This is a genomic window from Amycolatopsis azurea DSM 43854 (genome assembly GCF_001995215.1).
Taxonomy (GTDB): Bacteria; Actinomycetota; Actinomycetes; order Mycobacteriales; family Pseudonocardiaceae; genus Amycolatopsis; species Amycolatopsis azurea.
In genome coordinates, this window is sequence record NZ_MUXN01000023.1 from 146,869 (window position 1) to 162,710 (window position 15,842).

Annotated in this window: 20 protein-coding genes; 12 read left to right on the top strand and 8 right to left on the bottom strand. The window is 68.7% G+C overall.

Annotated features, from left to right (window positions below; genetic code table 11):
- Positions 1-48: 48 nt before the first annotated feature.
- Positions 49-753: a methyltransferase domain-containing protein gene (locus tag B0293_RS29100; protein WP_005155030.1), complete on the bottom strand. Its 705-nt coding sequence runs from the start codon at positions 751-753 to the stop codon at positions 49-51.
- Positions 754-781: 28 nt separating this feature from the next.
- On the opposite strand from B0293_RS29100, the gene B0293_RS29105 reads away from it, so the two are divergent.
- Positions 782-1,162: a helix-turn-helix domain-containing protein gene (locus B0293_RS29105; RefSeq protein WP_039916899.1), complete on the top strand. Its 381-nt coding sequence runs from the start codon at positions 782-784 to the stop codon at positions 1,160-1,162.
- A gap of 24 nt (positions 1,163-1,186) precedes the next feature.
- On the opposite strand, the gene B0293_RS29110 is transcribed toward B0293_RS29105, so the two are convergent.
- Entirely contained in the window at positions 1,187-1,774 is a 588-nt protein-coding gene (locus B0293_RS29110; protein ID WP_005155034.1) for a DUF305 domain-containing protein, read from the bottom strand.
- 47 nt (positions 1,775-1,821) lie between these two features.
- Entirely contained in the window at positions 1,822-2,199 is a 378-nt protein-coding gene (locus tag B0293_RS29115) for a DUF6153 family protein (RefSeq protein ID WP_005155037.1), read from the bottom strand.
- Between the two features lie 68 nt (positions 2,200-2,267).
- On the opposite strand from B0293_RS29115, the gene B0293_RS29120 reads away from it, so the two are divergent.
- A complete protein-coding gene (locus tag B0293_RS29120; RefSeq protein ID WP_005155040.1) occupies positions 2,268-3,314 on the top strand; it encodes a winged helix DNA-binding domain-containing protein in 1,047 nt (348 codons plus the stop codon).
- Here the strand turns inward: B0293_RS29120 and B0293_RS29125 are convergent.
- Complete coding sequence (locus B0293_RS29125) at positions 3,307-4,464, bottom strand: epoxide hydrolase family protein (protein WP_005155042.1); 1,158 nt, start codon at positions 4,462-4,464, stop codon at positions 3,307-3,309. The genes B0293_RS29120 and B0293_RS29125 overlap by 8 nt on opposite strands.
- Positions 4,465-4,542: 78 nt before the next feature.
- On the opposite strand from B0293_RS29125, the gene B0293_RS29130 reads away from it, so the two are divergent.
- A complete protein-coding gene (locus tag B0293_RS29130; protein WP_005155045.1) occupies positions 4,543-4,935 on the top strand; it encodes an NUDIX domain-containing protein in 393 nt (130 codons plus the stop codon).
- A gap of 41 nt (positions 4,936-4,976) precedes the next feature.
- Positions 4,977-5,387: a hypothetical protein gene (locus tag B0293_RS29135; RefSeq protein WP_039916902.1), complete on the top strand. Its 411-nt coding sequence runs from the start codon at positions 4,977-4,979 to the stop codon at positions 5,385-5,387.
- Here the strand turns inward: B0293_RS29135 and B0293_RS29140 are convergent.
- Entirely contained in the window at positions 5,292-6,560 is a 1,269-nt protein-coding gene (locus B0293_RS29140) for an MFS transporter (protein ID WP_005155047.1), read from the bottom strand. The two genes, B0293_RS29135 and B0293_RS29140, sit on opposite strands and share 96 nt — an antisense overlap.
- 80 nt (positions 6,561-6,640) lie before the next feature.
- Between B0293_RS29140 and pdxR the strand changes: the two genes are divergently transcribed.
- From pdxR to B0293_RS29160, 4 genes are all read left to right on the top strand, one after another.
- Complete coding sequence (gene pdxR, locus B0293_RS29145) at positions 6,641-8,068, top strand: MocR-like pyridoxine biosynthesis transcription factor PdxR (RefSeq protein WP_005155054.1); 1,428 nt, start codon at positions 6,641-6,643, stop codon at positions 8,066-8,068.
- Positions 8,069-8,220: 152 nt separating this feature from the next.
- Positions 8,221-8,664 (top strand): single-stranded DNA-binding protein, encoded by a 444-nt coding sequence (locus B0293_RS29150; protein ID WP_005155056.1) that lies wholly within the window; start codon positions 8,221-8,223, stop codon positions 8,662-8,664.
- Positions 8,665-8,704: 40 nt separating this feature from the next.
- Positions 8,705-9,013, top strand: a complete 309-nt coding sequence (locus B0293_RS29155; RefSeq protein ID WP_005155057.1) for a cupin domain-containing protein — start codon at positions 8,705-8,707, stop codon at positions 9,011-9,013.
- A 93-nt stretch (positions 9,014-9,106) separates the two neighbouring features.
- Entirely contained in the window at positions 9,107-9,733 is a 627-nt protein-coding gene (locus B0293_RS29160; protein WP_039916906.1) for a TetR/AcrR family transcriptional regulator, read from the top strand.
- Here the strand turns inward: B0293_RS29160 and B0293_RS29165 are convergent.
- A complete protein-coding gene (locus B0293_RS29165; protein ID WP_039916908.1) occupies positions 9,723-10,673 on the bottom strand; it encodes a hypothetical protein in 951 nt (316 codons plus the stop codon). The genes B0293_RS29160 and B0293_RS29165 overlap by 11 nt on opposite strands.
- Positions 10,674-10,968: 295 nt before the next feature.
- On the opposite strand from B0293_RS29165, the gene B0293_RS29170 reads away from it, so the two are divergent.
- Both B0293_RS29170 and B0293_RS29175 read left to right on the top strand, forming a co-directional pair.
- Complete coding sequence (locus B0293_RS29170) at positions 10,969-12,462, top strand: PfkB family carbohydrate kinase (protein ID WP_005155070.1); 1,494 nt, start codon at positions 10,969-10,971, stop codon at positions 12,460-12,462.
- A gap of 67 nt (positions 12,463-12,529) precedes the next feature.
- A complete protein-coding gene (locus tag B0293_RS29175; protein WP_005155073.1) occupies positions 12,530-13,402 on the top strand; it encodes a hypothetical protein in 873 nt (290 codons plus the stop codon).
- Here B0293_RS29175 and B0293_RS29180 read toward each other — a convergent pair.
- Both B0293_RS29180 and B0293_RS29185 read right to left on the bottom strand, forming a co-directional pair.
- Positions 13,399-13,962 carry a hypothetical protein gene (locus tag B0293_RS29180; RefSeq protein ID WP_245191913.1) on the bottom strand — a complete coding sequence of 188 codons (564 nt, stop codon included), beginning with the start codon at positions 13,960-13,962 and terminating at the stop codon, positions 13,399-13,401. The two genes, B0293_RS29175 and B0293_RS29180, sit on opposite strands and share 4 nt — an antisense overlap.
- A gap of 57 nt (positions 13,963-14,019) precedes the next feature.
- Positions 14,020-14,532: a mycothiol transferase gene (locus tag B0293_RS29185; protein WP_005155076.1), complete on the bottom strand. Its 513-nt coding sequence runs from the start codon at positions 14,530-14,532 to the stop codon at positions 14,020-14,022.
- A gap of 99 nt (positions 14,533-14,631) precedes the next feature.
- Between B0293_RS29185 and B0293_RS29190 the strand changes: the two genes are divergently transcribed.
- Both B0293_RS29190 and B0293_RS29195 read left to right on the top strand, forming a co-directional pair.
- Entirely contained in the window at positions 14,632-14,976 is a 345-nt protein-coding gene (locus B0293_RS29190) for an ArsR/SmtB family transcription factor (RefSeq protein ID WP_005155077.1), read from the top strand.
- 9 nt (positions 14,977-14,985) lie between these two features.
- The gene (locus B0293_RS29195) at positions 14,986-15,816 is read left to right on the top strand and encodes an SMI1/KNR4 family protein (protein ID WP_039916911.1); all 831 of its coding nucleotides are present in this window, start codon (positions 14,986-14,988) and stop codon (positions 15,814-15,816) included.
- Positions 15,817-15,842 lie beyond the last annotated feature (26 nt).

Genomic DNA, 15,842 nt, shown 5'->3' on the forward strand with positions numbered 1-15,842 from the left:
ACAACCGACCACCGACAATTTTCGGACGTCAGGGAATCAAGGCTGCCGTCAAACCAGTCCCGAAGCCAAGAACTGAGGCACAGCAACAAAACCGCCGAATTGGAGCTGCTCAGCCAGCCAGACCTCCCCCTCGGCAACGGAAACCGCCCCCACCCGAACGGCCGCCTCCACCAACCCGCGAACGAACGAATCCCCGCCGAAGAACCCGACGACGCCCTCCATCGAAATGTCGCGAAACCCGTTCGCCGCGAGCAGCCGGCGAAATCCGCGCGCGATCCGGGGCGCGGTGACCGCCGAGGCGCGAGCCCGCACGATCTCCCGCGTCAGCGCCGGATAGGAGGAATCGATCACGAGCGCGTCCCAGTCGTGCCCGGACAACACGATCCGCCCGCCCGGGACCAGAATCCGCCGGGCCTCCGCGAGAGCGCGCTCCGGTTCGGCCAGTTCGTGGAACACCTTGTCCGCCCGGTAGCCCGCGAACCCGCCGTCCACCGGCAGCGCGTAAGCATCGCCGAACCGGAAATCCGCTTCGGGCGAACGCCGTCGAGCCTCGTCGACCATCTCGGTCGAGATGTCGACACCGACCACGCGGACTCCCTGCGCCGACAGTTCGGCCACGGCCAGCCCGGCGCCACAGCCGACGTCGATCACCGCGGAACCGGGTTCGAGCCGGAGCAGCTCGTAGCTCCGGGCCCGCAGCTCGGCGGCTCCCGGCAGGGCATCGGCGGCGTCGAGCCGCTGCAACATGGACATACCGGGGATCGTCCGACTTAATGACGACATGAAGTCAAGCACCTTGAGCGTCGGCGAGGTCGCGGAGCGCTTCGGGCTGGCGACGCACGTCCTGCGCCATTGGGAGTCCGTCGGCCTCCTCAAGCCGGCGCGGTCCGGCGACCGGCGGCGGTACGACGACGGCGACCTGTACCGCGTCTCGGTCATCCTGCGCGCGAAGGAGGCGGGTCTCAGTCTCGACGGCATCCGCGAGATGTTCCAGAAGCCCGAAGCGCGGGAGGCGGTTCTCCGGCGGCACAAGGAGGAACTCACGCGACGCATCGCGGCCGCGCAGTCCTCGCTCGCGATCATCGACTGCGCTCTCGGATGCGAGCACGACGACTTCACCCAGTGCGCGCATTTCCGCGCGGCGGTGACGCGGGCCGGATGATTCCGGCCCGCGCCACCGTCGCACTCAGCCGAGCAGGGCGCGCATCTCGGTGATCTCGGCCTGCTGACCGTCGATCACCTTCTGCGCCAGGGCTTTCACTTCGGCATTGCTGCCCTGTTGCACCGCGGTCTTCGCCATCGCGAGCGCACCCTCGTGGTGCTTGACCATCATTTCCAGCCACTGTTTGTCGAACGCCGTGTCCTTGGCCTTGCCGAGTTTCGCGAGATCGTCCTCGGTCATCATGCCGGACATCGAGCCGTGCGCGGAGTGGTCGCCCGACGGCGCCACTCCCCAGCCCTTCAGCAAACCGTTCAGCTGCTGGATTTCCGGGTCCTGTGCCTGCTGGATCCGCGCGGCGAGGTCGACGACCTTCGCGTTGCGGGTGCGGCCGTCGACAAGCTTCGCCATCGTGAGCGCCTGCTCGTGATGCGGGATCATCCCTTGCGCGAACGTGACGTCGGCCTGGTTGTGACCGGCCCGCGCGGGATCCGGCGCCTTCATCGTGGACATGTCGTGCCCGCTGGACGCGGTGTCGGAACTGGCGCAGCCGGTGAGCACGGCGAAGGAGGCCAGGGCGGCAAGGACCGCCCCGACCAGTTTCCTGCTGGTCATGGTTCTTCCTCAAGTCGTTTTCGGGCAGGGCGAGACGAGCTCGCCTGTCACACCCGCAACACGCAGAGGAACGACAATCTCTTTGGAACCGGTCTCCAGCGCGGCGGATCACGCCCCGAAGCCGAACCGCCGCCCTGCCACGACGTCCACGTCCCCGCGATCCGTCCTTTCCGGACGAGCAGCCAGGTGACGATCAGCAGCACGGCCGCGGCGAGCACCGCGAGACACAGGTGCAGTCCGCTGTGTCCGCCGTCGTCATGCGAAGGCGTATCCGCGCAACAGGGATCGGCCATCGCGACGGCGGCGGTCTCGTGCCCCGCACCGTGACCGGATTCGGCGATGACGTGATGCATGCCGACCAGTCCCAGCGCCACCACGCACAACAACAGCCACCGCAGGGCGGCCGGGTACGAGGACTGGGTCACGCCTCCACCGTAGCCGACCGGCCGATGCGGTTTCCCCGCCTGGGGCCCGGACATGAGATCGTCACCGGGTGACGCTGTCCGACAACCACATCCGCGCTGTCCGCGCCCGCGCCCAACTGCTCGGCGACCCGGCCGCGGACGTGGTCTCCGTGGTCAGGTCCGTCGCCGCGATCCAGGCGCAGTCGAGTCCCGCCGCGAGGCTCGCGATCCGGGCTCGCAGCCGGGGCCTGACCGCGCCGGACGTCGACGCGTCCCGCGCGGTGGCGCGCACCTGGCTGATGCGTAAGACGCTCCACCTGGTGCCCTCGGCGGACCTCCGATGGCTGAACCGGCTGTTCGGCCCGCGCAACGCCCAGGCGGGGCGGGGACGCCGCAGGCAGCTGGATCTCACCGACGAACTCTGCGAACGCGCACTGCGGCTTCTCCAGGATCTGTTGCCGGGCAAGGCACTCACCCGCCAGGAGATCGTGGACGGCTTGGCCGCCGACGGTATCGTGCTCGACGCGGAGTCCCAAGCTCCGGCCCATCTTCTCGCGTACGCGGCCAATCGCGGTCTGCTCTGCCGAGGCCAGGACGCAGGCTCTGAGCCGACGTACGTACTCCTCGATGAGTGGACCACCGAAGACGACACCCCGGACGAGCCGGAGACGGAGCTCGCTCAGCGCTATCTGACCGCGTACGGCATCGCGACGGCCGAGGACTTCAGTGCCTGGTCCGGGCTCCCGCTCGGCCTGTGCCGCAAGGCTTTCGACGCGCTGGACCTCGCGTCTGCCAGCAACGGCTTCGCTCTCTCGCAGACCGAACTGTCCGCTTTCCCGTGTCCCCCGCGGCTGCTCGGCGCCTTCGACACCTACCTGCTGGGCTACCGCGATCGCGATCTGCTCCTGGACCCGGCCGAGGCGAAGCGGGTGAACGCCGGCGGCGGGATGATCGCGCCCACCGTGCTGGTCGACGGCAGGATCGCCGGAACCTGGCACACCAAGCGAACCGCGAAGCAGACGAAGGTCGTCGTCGAACCCTTCACCTCGCTTTCGCGGTCCGCCATCTCCGGGCTGGAGTCCGAAGTGAACGATTACGGCCGCTTCCTCGGGGAAGCGGCCGTCCTCGTCATGTGAGCGACCGGAAGAACTCCCGCACGTCCGCGACCAGGATCTCGGGCTCCTCCATCGCCGCGAAGTGACCACCGCGATCGACGTCGGTCCATCGGACGATCGTGTGCGCGTCCTCCGAGTATCGCCGGATCCCGACGTCGTGCGCGAAGATCAGCGCCGCCGTCGGCACGCCGGAGTTCTTCTCGACCGCTCCCCAGGTCTCCGCCTGCGCGTAGCCGACGTACGCGGACGAAGCCGCCGTGCCGGTGAGCCAGGTGAACATGACGTTGGTCAGCAACCGGTCCCGGCCGATGATCTCCTCGGGCAGTGTCGGGCGCGGATGCGTCCACTCGCGGAACTTGTCCATGATCCAGGCCAGCTGCGCGACCGGGGAGTCCACCAGCCCGTAGCCCAGCGTCTGCGGCCGCGTCGACTGGATCGCGATGTACCCGAACTCCTCCTGCATGAAGGCCCGGATCCGCTGGACGCGGTCGCGTTCGAGGTCGGTGAGCGAGGCGAGTTCCTCCTCCGACAGCGACATCGGGGGCATCGGCGTCAGACCGCCGTTGACGTGCACACCGATCACCTTGCCCGGCGCGAACCGGGCCACCTCCGGCGACACGGAAGCGCCGAGATCGCCGCCCTGCACGCCGTAGCGCTCGTAGCCGAGCCGCCGCATCAGCTCCGCCCAGGCGCGGCCGATCCTCGGCATGGTCCAGCCGGAATCCGTGACGGGGCCCGAGAAACCGAAGCCGGGCAGCGACGGGATCACGAGGTGGAACGCGTCCGCCGCGTCGCCACCGTGCGCCTTCGGGTCGGTGAGCGGACCGATGACGTCCAGGAACTCCACGACCGAACCCGGCCAGCCGTGCGTGAGGATCAGCGGCGTCGCACCGGCTTCCGGCGAGCGGACGTGCAGGAAATGGATGTTCTGCCCATCGATCTCGGTGGTGAACTGCGGGAAGCGGTTGATCTCGCGTTCGGCCGCGCGCCAGTCGTAGCCGTCGCGCCAGTACTCGGCGAGTCCGCGCAGCCACTCCACCGGCACACCGGTGTCCCAGCTGTCGCCAGGGAGCGGGGCCGGCCAGCGCGCGCTGTCGAGCTTCGCGTGCAGGTCGTCCAGCTGCGCCTGGGGGACGTCGAGGCGGAAGGGGCGGATCTCGGTGTTTTCCATAAAGCACACGCTACGAGGCATTGCGGACAGGTTCGGTCCTCGATTGGAACGGCTTTCCGGATACGGGAGGATGCGCGGGTGACGGACAAGTACCTGGCCTACGGCACGCTCATCCGCGACGGGAAGTTCCTGCTCATCCGGCGGCGGCCGGGGTCCTTCCTCGGCGGGCACTGGGAACTGCCGGGCGGGACCGTCGAGCCGGGCGAGCCGGCGGCCGAGACCGTGGTCCGGGAGTTCGCCGAAGAGACCGGGCTGACCGTCCGCGTCGACCGTGAACGCGGCACCCACAGCTGGGACGACGTCGCGGGCAGGCCGATGCGGATCCATGCCACGATGTACGCACTCACCGAGGAAACCCCCGCCGAAGTCGTGCTCGACCCGGAGGAACACGACGCTTTCGCCTGGTACACCAGGGAAGAAGCCGCAGGACTCGACCTCGCCGATCACTTCCGCGAAGCACTCGAAGACTGATTCCGGGACCAGTCCCGAATGGACCGCTCTACGCTGCCCCGATGCTCCGACGCGTCTTGGCATCGCTCGCCGTTCTCGCCCTGGTGGCGGGCTGCGGTCCGAACGCGCCCAAGCCCCCGAAGCCCGCGGACGGCGCCGATCTGGCTGCCTGTGCCGACGGTCTGTGCGAAGTGAGCGCGCGGGTGGGCGCCAAAGTGGAACTCCCCGCCGAGCAGACCAACGTCGAATCCGTGACCGTGCAGGCCGTCGACGCCGGAACCGTCATGCTGATCGCCAGGGGCATCGGGAAGCGGCAGGGCGGCTCCTGCTCCGGCAAATGCGAAGCCTCGGGGACGGGCAAGGACTTCAAGGCCAAGTTATGGACGGGCAGCGAGCTGACCTACAACGACCTCGCGATCAAACTTCTCGGCGTGGGCGACGGTGCCGCCGTCCTCAAGTTCACGCCGCAGTGACCTGGTCCGCTCCGCCCAGCGGACGGCGGGTGCGGTGAGCGTGCCCGCCAGCAGGAACAGCCCGCCCAGCACCACCCAGCCGAGCGCGCCGCCCACCAGGATCAGGCCGGTCAGCAGGACCGGGCCGAGCATCCGGGCGACGGCCGTCCCGGCACCGAAAAGTCCCTGGTACTGGCCCTGTCTTCCCTCTGGCGCGAGGCCGAAGCCGATCTCCCACGAGCCCGCCGCCTGCGCCATCTCCCCCACCACCTGCAACGCGGCCCCCGCGAGCAGGACCAGCGCCGCCGTCCACGCGGAACCGCTCATGGCGGAGAACGAGAAGATCAGGCAGGAGAAGAAGAGGAGCAGACCCGCGTACCGGGCATAGCGCGAGGCGCTGCGAAGACCGGTCACGCCGCGCGCCACCCGTACCTGGAAGACCACCACGCTCGCCGTGTTGAGCACCAGCATCGCCGAAACCAGCCAGCCGGGAGCCGCCGTCCTGGTCGAGATCCACAGCGGCAGGACCAGGCTGAACAGCGGCATGTAGAGCAACATGACCATGTTGAGCAGCGCCAGCAGTGCGTACGGGCGGTCGCGGAGGACGGCCACGGACGGCTCGCCGGTCTTCACGGGCACCGGTGACACCGAAGGCACCTTGCGGAGGACGAGAGCCGCGGCGACGAACGCCAGCGCGTCGAGGACGAAGACGGTCAGGAACGCTTCTCGCGTCCCGAGCGCCAGCGCGATCCCGCCGAGAGCCGCGCCGATCGCGATCCCCGCGTTGGACATCGCCTGCAGCCGGGCGCGGAACGTCGTGCGCTCGGCCGGGTCGATCAGGCCGGCCAGCAGCGCCTGCCTCGCCGCGCCGAGACCGCATTGGAAGCAGGCGTAGACGCAGGCCGCGATCACGAACGCGACGACCGAGCCGACGAAGAGGAACGCCGTGACCGACGCGGCGGTGCCGAGTCCCAGGAAGGCGGTCGTGCCCTTCGGCCCGCGACGGTCCGCCACCTGTCCCAGCGCGACGCCCGCCACCGAGCCGACCGCCCAGCCCACGGTGAGGCCGAGGCCCACCTGCGCGGGCGAAAGCCCGACGATCAGCGTGAAGTACAGGGCCGAGCCGACGTAGTAGGCGCCGTCACCGACGGAGCTGATCAGCTGGGCCAAGGCCAGTCTCTTCGTGGACTCCATGGACTCAAGTTAGGCGGCGGATTGGCCACATCCCAGCTCCAATCCCCCGCATTCCGGTTGGGCCAATATAGGCTCCGGGCGTGCCGTTCCACATCAGCCTCGACGGGCACACCGACCTGGCCGCGCGGATCTACCGCCAGCTCCGCGACGGGATCCTCGACGGGCGCCTGCGCTCCGGCGAACGCCTGCCGCCGACCAGGGAACTCGCCCGCGAGCTCGACGTCTCGCGCAACACCGTCGCGGTCGCCTACGAACGGCTGACCGCGGAAGGCTTCCTCGAAAGCCACGTCGGACGCGGGACGTTCGTCGGCGCCGATCCCGTGGCACGGACGGAGCGTGCCGCGCCGTCCGGCGCCGGAGTGCGGCCGATCGCCCGCTGGCGTTCGCTTCCGGCCGCGCTCGGTGCCGACCGGACGGCACCCGCCTTCGACTTCCGTGTCGGCGTCCCGGACCCGGCCCTGTTCCCGCTGCGGACCTGGCGGCGGCTGGTCAGCCAGGCGCTGCGGCCCTCGTTGCTGCCGCCTTCGGGATACGCCGATCCCGCCGGGCTCGAAGCGCTGCGGGTGGCGATCGCCCGGCACATCGGCGCTTCCCGGTCGGTGCGGGCCGGCGGCGAGGACGTCCTGGTCACCCAGGGGGCGCAACAGGCCCTCGACCTGATCGGCCGGGTCCTGATCGAACCCGGCACGCGGGTCGCCGTCGAGGTTCCCGGCTATCCCTCGGCCGAACGGCTCTTCACCGCTCTCGGCGCCCGTGTCGCGAAGGTGCCGGTGGACGCCGAAGGTCTCGACGTCACCGCACTCGTCAAGGGCACGCGCTTGATCTACACCACGCCGTCGCACCAGTTCCCGCTCGGCACGCCGATGTCGCTGGCCAGGAGGACGGCGTTGCTGGCGTGGGCGGAGCGGAACGACGCGGTGATCGTCGAGGACGACTACGACAGCGAGTACCGGTTCTCGGATCGGCCGCTCGAACCGCTCCAAAGCCTGGACCGTGACGGCAGGGTGCTCTACGTCGGCTCGTTCTCGAAGACCCTGCTTCCCCTGCTGCGGCTGGGTTTCCTCGTCGCACCCGCGTCGCTTCGTCCGGCGTTGAGGCAGGCAAAGCAGCTGATGGACTGGCACGGTGACCTGGTCACGCAAGCGGCGTTGGCGAGCTTCGTCGACGAGGGGCTGCTCGCCCGTCACGTCCGCAAGGCCACCCGGGCGTATTCGGCGCGGCGGGACCGGATCCTGGCCTTCCTGCGAGACGAGCTGTCGGATGTACTGGAAGTGGTCCCGTCGAGTGCCGGGCTCCATCTGTGCGCCTTGGTTCATCCACATGCGACGGTCACTGTGGACAGTGTCGTGGCGGAAGCCGCGCAGGCCGGGGTGGCGATCGAGAGCCTGGCCACGTACGGGGGAACGCGTGACGGGCTGGTGATCGGCTACGGGCTGGTCGGTTCCGAGCGGATCGACGAAGGTCTCTCGCGGCTCGGGGAGTGCTTTCGGTCCGCCGGGATGCCGTGAGAGGTGGATTCGGGCACTTTCCGCCTTGAACCGCCCTTTCCTGAGATCCGGCCGCCGCGGGACACCGGAAACTGTCGTACCCCGGTGGTCTCCTCTTCACAGGCGACAGCGGGCCCGGCCGGGCCCATGCGCGAAGCGAGGAGGAAAGTCCCATGGCCGGAGAAACGACGCTCACGGTGATCGGCAACCTGACGACCGATCCGGAGCTGAGGTTCACCCCGTCGGGAGCGGCGGTCGCGAACTTCACGGTCGCGTCGACACCGCGCGTGCTGGACCGCGCGAGCGGGGAATGGCGCGACGGCGACCCGATGTTCCTGCGCTGCTCACTGTGGAAACAGGCCGCGGAGAACCTGGCCGAATCACTCACCCGGGGCACCAGGGTGATCGTGCACGGCAGGTTGAAACAGCGATCGTACGAAACCAAGGAAGGCGAGAAACGCACGGTGGTGGAACTCGACGTCGACGAGATCGGCCCGTCGTTGCGCTACGCCACGGCGAAGGTGAACAAGGCGGGCCGGAGTTCGGGCGGCACTCCGTCGGACGGCGCGTGGGAGCGGACGCCGGTGACGGCGGGGAGTCAGGAGCCACCTTTCTGATCCGCCCCACGGCCCGCGTGGCCGGGGCTATGGTGGCGGAATGGCCACTGAAACCCTGGAAAACGTCGAAGGCCGCGACATCGGCTCCGGAGTCTCGATCATCCGCGAACGCACCGACGTCGACGGTTCCGGACCGAGGCTGCACCGGCATCCGTACCGCGAAACGTTCGTCATCATCCGCGGCCGGGCCAGGTTCACCATCGGGGACACCGAACGGGAAGGAGGGGCGGGCGAGGTCCTGGTCGTCCCCGCGGACACAGCGCACAAGTTCGCCGTGATCGGTCCGGAAACCTACGAGGCCGTTCACATCCACGAAAGCGACCGGTTCATCACCGAATGGCTCGAGTAAATTCTGTCGGCCGCAAGAAAACCCTTTCCCGGGCTAGAATCCGACGACGTGCTCGTGATCGACGGGCACCCGAGGCGACGGGAACCGGGAACTGTGACCGACGTGGCGGACCGCAGCGGTGACGAAACCCGCCAGGTGGACAGATTCGATCAGCGACGTGCGCAACTGGCGATGTCGGCCTTGGTCACGTTGTCCGAATTGGGGTACGCCCGCACGAGCCTGCGGGAGATCGCGCAGAACTCCGAGTTCTCCCATGGAGTACTGCACTACTACTTCCGGAACAAGGCCGAGCTGATCACCTACTGCGTCAAGCAGTACAAGACCGAATGCGTCACCAGGTACGACCGGATAGTCGAGACCGCGGAGACCCCCGAAGAGCTGAAGCTGGCCTTCGGCGCCGCGACGGCGAGTACGTTGCGCGAGAACGCCCGGCTGCATCGGCTCTGGTACGACCTGCGCAACCAGAGCCTGTTCGAGAAACTGTTCCAGGCCGACGTGCTCGCCATCGACGAGACACTCGAACTGATGATCTGGCGGGTCGTGTCCCGGTACGCGGAACTGCTGGGCAAACCGCTGGATCTCGCGCCTTCGACGACGTACGCGCTCTTCGACGGCCTGTTCCAGCAGGGCCTGCTGAAACACCTCGCCGGCCGGGAGGACGCGGCGAGGTGTCTTCAGGAGTCGGTCGGGCAGGTGCTGGCGCGGCTTTTCACCACTTGACGGTCGGGTACCAGATGACGCCGGTCCGGCCGAGCACGCGCAGATCCCAGTACAGCAGCGTGAACGTGCCGGCGACGAGCAGCGCGGCGCCGGTCACCACGGCGATCCTGGTGGGTTTCGCGAGCATCCACCGCTGAAGCCGTCCGCCCGTGCCGTGGGTGAGCAGCAGGAACAACAACGCCATGACCACGATGTTGCCGACCGATTGGAGGGCGAACGCGGCCGCGCCGTAGAAGACGTTGTGACTTTCGGCCGCGCTGCGGAACATCATCCGGAACAGCGGGAACGGCCTGCCGATCAGGAACCCGCCGATGAGCGCGCCCATCAGGACGAGCGGCGCGTGCGGGAACCGGCGGGTGAGCCCGGCGATCGGGTTGCGGACGATGCCGACGGAAGCCAGCCCCAGGACGATGAACACGATCCCGATCACGCCGTAGACGATCATCGACTGGATGTTCCGCGGCGTGAGACCACTCGGTGACGAAGCCGTCGAGAACTGCGGCATCCGCGTGCCGACGAGCGCGACGATCACGCCGTACACCACGGAAACCGTCAGCATCCCCGTCGCGATCCAGCCCAGCGGCTTCAGGGTGTCGACGAATTTCGGCCGTCCGGTGGTCTCTCCGCCGACGAGCGGGGCGACGGCACCGAACGCGGCGATGTTGCACGCGGTGAACGTTCCGGCGAGTCCGGAGACGAACGCGAAGAGCGTCCCGGCGAGCACACCGCCGATCGGGGTCTCCTTGGCGTTGTGTCCCAGGAGGGTGTTGGCGACGCTGTCACCGATCACACTGTCCACAAAGGGCGCGGACCAGATCACCGTCAGCGCGAAACCGGCGAGGACGGACCAGAGCACCACTCGCCACCGATGCTCCGGATACGGTCCGGAACCGAGGAAATTCGCTTGTGGGGCAACGGGAACGCGTTCGGTCACAGACATTCGTTCCTCCAGCGGCAGACGGCTTCCCCCTGCTGCTCATCGTTGTTCCACCGAGGGGAGACCGCCACCTCCAAAGTGCCCATCCGGCCTTGGTCCGACCGGCTCCGGGCAATCCGGATTCACCGGTCCGGCGGGTGGCTCCGGGAAAGCCGATACGCTAGAAGCGCACGGTGGCCCAGAACGGATCTTCGCCTCTCGGCATTCGCCGCCGAACTCCGCCAATCGCCCTACTGGCGTCGGCCGACACTCTCCAGCACCGGTCGGCGGCCTTGATCCGAACGGAGCCGTGAAAGCCATGAGTGGTCCGATTCCCAACGCCGACGCGGTCCGGACCGCGTTGACCCGCCTCCGGACCCGGACCGGGCTGAACGCGGCCAGGCTGCGTTCGACCGAGGTCGGTGTGCGCGCCCTCTTCGACCTGCCGATCGTCAAACAGGCCACGTCCGCCGACGGCCTCGAGCCGGAGGCGGCGGACACCGTGATCCGGCGGATCGCCGGTCAACTGCCCCTGACCGAACTCGCGATCGTCGACGCCGCGCTTTCGCTCGGCCTGCTCGCGGAACGGCTGCCCGGCCGCCAGGAGATCGCCTCGCTCTATGCCGCCGACGTCGGCGAACGCCGCGAGCGCCTGGTCGAGCTGTGGGGCCGGATCCACGAATGGCTCGGGGTGCCACCTCCGGACACGTCGATGACCGTCCGTGGCCTGCGCACGACGCAGGAGGCCGACGCGATCGAGAAGCTCGCCGAACTGTGCGTCCGCGAGTCGTGGCCGGATCCGGTCCCCGCCGAGCCGGGCAGGTCCCGCGACGGCAACGCCGGGGCGACGCTCACGGTGATCGGTTCCGCGGTGATGGACCAGATCTACGTCACCGACCACCTCCCCGAGTCCGGGGCGTCGGCGGAACTGGAAACGTACGAGACGCATCCCGGCGGTAAAGGCCTCGTCCACGCCGTGGCGAGCGCGCGGATGGGGATGAACGTGCAGCTCATGACCGCGATCGGGGACGACGCGCCGGGCCGGGAGCTGACCGGCTACATGGATCGCGAGGGGTTGAGCACGGAGCTGGTCAAGATCACGCCGAACGCGATGTCCCCGGTCGTCGCGGTGCTCAAGACCCCCTCCGGACGGGGCAGATACCTCTCGTGGGCGAACCAGGAGCTGGTCCGCCTGGTCCCCACCGATTTTCACACCAGGAGACTGCGGAGCGCGCTCGAAGCGTCGGACGCGGTCGTGCTCACCTTCGAACAGCCGCTCGACACGACACGCGCCGCACTGCGCGCGGTGCGTGAATCGGAGAACGAACCTCTCGTCGTCGTCAGGCCGTCACCTCCGGTGAAGGATCCCCGGGCGCTTTACGACCATTTCAAGGACATCGACTTCTTGATCGGCGACCGCTGGGAGCTGCGGAAGCTCATGCCGGGCGCGCAAGGAGAACTGAGCACCGAAGAGCTGGCGAAAGGCCTGCGGGAACTGGGTGCCCGTGGAGTCTGCGTCACGGAGGAATTCGGCTGCGTCGTCCGCTCGGAGAACACCGATCTGGACATCGCGCGGTTCCCGGCCCGGCTGCGGGACACTCCCGGTGCTCGCGAGGCGTTCAGCGCGGCCTTGATTCACCGGATCCTGGCGAAGAAGCGGAATTTCGACCACACCGATCTCGAATGGGCCACCGCCGCGATGAGCGCGTCGCAGTCGTCCGGCGGCGTCGCCGATTCGATGCCCGACGTCCACAAAGTCGAGCGGGCCGTTGAGGCGAGAGTGGAACGTGACCGGATATCCCCGAAAAGCTGAAAGCTCCGGAGTCTCGTGGGATCATCGTCAGACGTGACAACCACCTGATCTGCCCCTGCGGAGGACGATGGACTTCGACGAGGTCGCGGACGAGCTCTACGCCGGCGATCCGGCCGAGTTCGTCCCGGTGCGCAACCAGCGGGCGAAAGAGGCCAAGGCGGCGGGTGAAGCGGCGTTGGCCGAACGGATCCGCGCGCTCCGGAAACCCACACTCGCGGCCACGATCCTCAATCGCCGGGCAGGCTCCCCAGAGCTGGCGGAACTGGCCCGGCTGGGTGACGACCTGCGCAAAGCGCATTCGGCGCTGGCGGGTGCGGAGCTGCGCAAGCTCACCCGGCGACGTCAAGAACTGGTGAACCGGATCCTCCAGGACGAGCGCTCGATGAGCGAACCCGTCACCCGCGAAGTCGAAGCGACCCTCGAAGCCGTCGTGGCCGATCCCGAAGTGGCGGCGCTGGCGCTGGCCGGTCGCCTGAGCAGCGGCGCGGACAGCACCGGCGACCAGTGGCTGACCAGTGGCTTCATCCCGCAGCCGAAGCGGGAGAAACCCGCACCGGAGCGGGAAAAGCCCGCCACCGTGTCGCATTTGGACGATCGTCGCAAAGCGAAGCGGGCAGCCGCCGAGAAGGCCGAGCAGGAGCGGATCGCCAAGGCTCGCGAAGAGGCCGAACGCGAACAGAAACGGCTGGCGGAATTCAACCGGCTCCGGCGCGAGGCGGCCGATCTCGCGAAGGCCTGCAAACAGGCCGAGATCGACCTCGTCCGCGCCGAACGCCGGACCGAAAAGGCCACCGAGAAGGCGAACGATCTCAGGCGGCGGCTCGCCGACGCCGAACTCGAGGAACAAGCGGCGAACGGTGAGGCCACTTCCGCGCAGACCGTCTTGGACGATCTGCGCGCCGAAGCGGACCGGATCGACGAAGCCCTCAAACAGTTCTAGACGGGCTGACGTTCGCGGGCCGGCTTGGCGGTCACCCGGCGTCCGTAAGCCGTCTTCCCGCCCGGCTTGTACACCGACAGCACGGTCATCGTCAGGTACATCGTCGAGGACACGATGATGGGATAGAACCCGTCCACCCGGCGGCCCGCCGACACCAGCACACCGTCCATAGTGGACTCGGCCGCCGCCGCCAGCTCACGGAGCCCAGGCAGCAGGGAGAACAGTGTCAGCCCGGTGGCGATCAGGGTCAGCAGCAGTTTGATCGCGACCCACTTGTAGCGGATCAACCCCCATCTCGTGCCGACGCCGAGCACGATCCCGCTGATCAGGGCGGTCAGGCTCACCGGCACCAGGAGGTAGCCGCCGATCTGGTCCATCATCAGGATGGCCGCGTGCTGGCGCCGGGCGTCGCCGGTGAACACGGAGGTGAAGGTCAGGACCGCGTTCACCAGGGTGATCCCGAGCCAGCCGAGCGACGAGACGACATGGACGACGAGGACGAACTTCCGCCACCGCGGGGTGAGCGTCATCGGCGGTCGCCGCACCGTGGAAGTACTCATGCGCCCAGTGTTTCGGCGCGCGGGGTTCCCGTCGTCCGTCGAGGAGCGGCACCTCGGCTACGTACCGCGGAGTACGAGCCCACGGACGTACGCGGCCTGCCCGGCGTGCTGGAGATCGTCGGAAAGCACGCTGACCAGGCGAACCCCGAGGGTGACGGGCGGGTCCCAAGCGTCGTCGACGATACGGTCGAGGTCGTCCTCGGTGAGACCGGCGACCCAGGCCGTCGTCGCTTCGTGCGCCGCGTCGTGGTACCCGGTCAGCAGGTCGGCGGAATCGACCCGGACCGCGTCGACGTCGTCGGGACGGTGCCCGTACCCGATGTCGGCCGCCGGGAACGGCAGGGCGAACCGGTCCAGCCAGCCCTGCGCGGTCCAGAGCTGCTCGGTGCCCATGAGATCGGCGACGTGATCGTCCTGCACCCGGGTCAGATGCCAGACCAGCCAGGCGATCGTGTTCGCGCCCGGTGCCGGGCTCCAGACCAGCTGCCCGCCGTCGAGACCCTCGACGGCCTCGTGCACGACCTCCTGGACGCGGCCGAATCCGTCGGCCAGCACTTCGGCCAGTTCCATCGAATCCCCTTCCGACGTCTCCCGCCCACGATGCCACCGCGAGGTGACCCCTGCCTTACATCCTTGACTTATATAAGCCCAGGCCGTGATAGTTGCCGGATGCACGCGTTCGACGTCCTGGGGGATCCGGTGCGCCGCCGGATCCTGGAACTGCTGACGGGCGGGGAACTGAGCTCCGGCGACGTGACCGCGGTGGTGCGCGCCGAATTCGGCATCTCCCAACCCGCGGTGTCCCAGCATCTGCGCGTCCTGCGCGAGAACGGTTTCACCACGGTCCGCGCCGAGGGCGCGCGACGGCTCTACTCGGTCGATCCCGGCCCGCTCAAGGAGATCGACGGCTGGCTGGAGCAGTACCGGCGGTTCTGGGCCGGGCCGCTCGACGCGCTCGCCACGGAAATCGCGCGCGGTCGCCGCGAACGCCGGAAGGCCTCCGAAGAGGGCTAGGCTTCCCCCATGCGCAAGCGGTGGGGGCGCGCGGTGGCGGTCGCGGTGGCGAGTGTCGTCATCGTGCTGGGGCTCGTTTTCGCGGTCACGGTGCGGAGCGGGAAATCCGACGGCACACAGTGGCTCTCGGCCGGGCAAGCCCCGCTGACGACACCGAGGACGCCGTCGTATTCCACCGCGGCGCCGATGCCCACGACGCGGCCGACGTTGACCGTCGACAGCGGCTGCCGTCTCGGTCAGGGGCCCGCCACGCTCGAACCGGTCCCCGCGGCCACCACCCGCCGGGTGAACGCCGCCTGGGATCGCGTCGAACGCTGGCTCGAGGCCAAAGCGCCGGCGACGGCGGCCACCCTCCGCCCGCCCGCGACGACCGCCCGGATCACCGAGGCGCAACGACAGAGCGGTGTCGCCTTCCCCGCCGAACTCGTCGCGTCCCTTCTCCGGCACGACGGCGTTGCGGACGCGGGCGAAAGCTTCGACCTTCCGCCGTTCCACCAACCCGTTTCCGCGGAAGGCGTGGAGGGCCAGGCGAAGGTCATGTGCGACGTGCTGACCTCGAGCGGGATCGACGACAACGTCGGTTACTGGTGGCACGGGCGCTTCGTGCCGTTCGCCGTCGACGGCGGCGGCGACGGGTTGTTCCTCGACCAGCGCACCGGCACCGGGCGGCTCGGCGAATGGAACCACGAGGGATCGGTGAGTTTCGACCGCTGGCCGCCCACCCTGACCGAGCTGCTGGAGCAGACCGCGACGGCGCTCGAAACCGGCGGGCCGGTGATCGACGGCTACCGGCCGGTCGTCACCGAAAAACGGGCGCTGGACTGGGACATCCCGCGCTGAGGAGCGCGGGCGCGTCGACTGTCGGA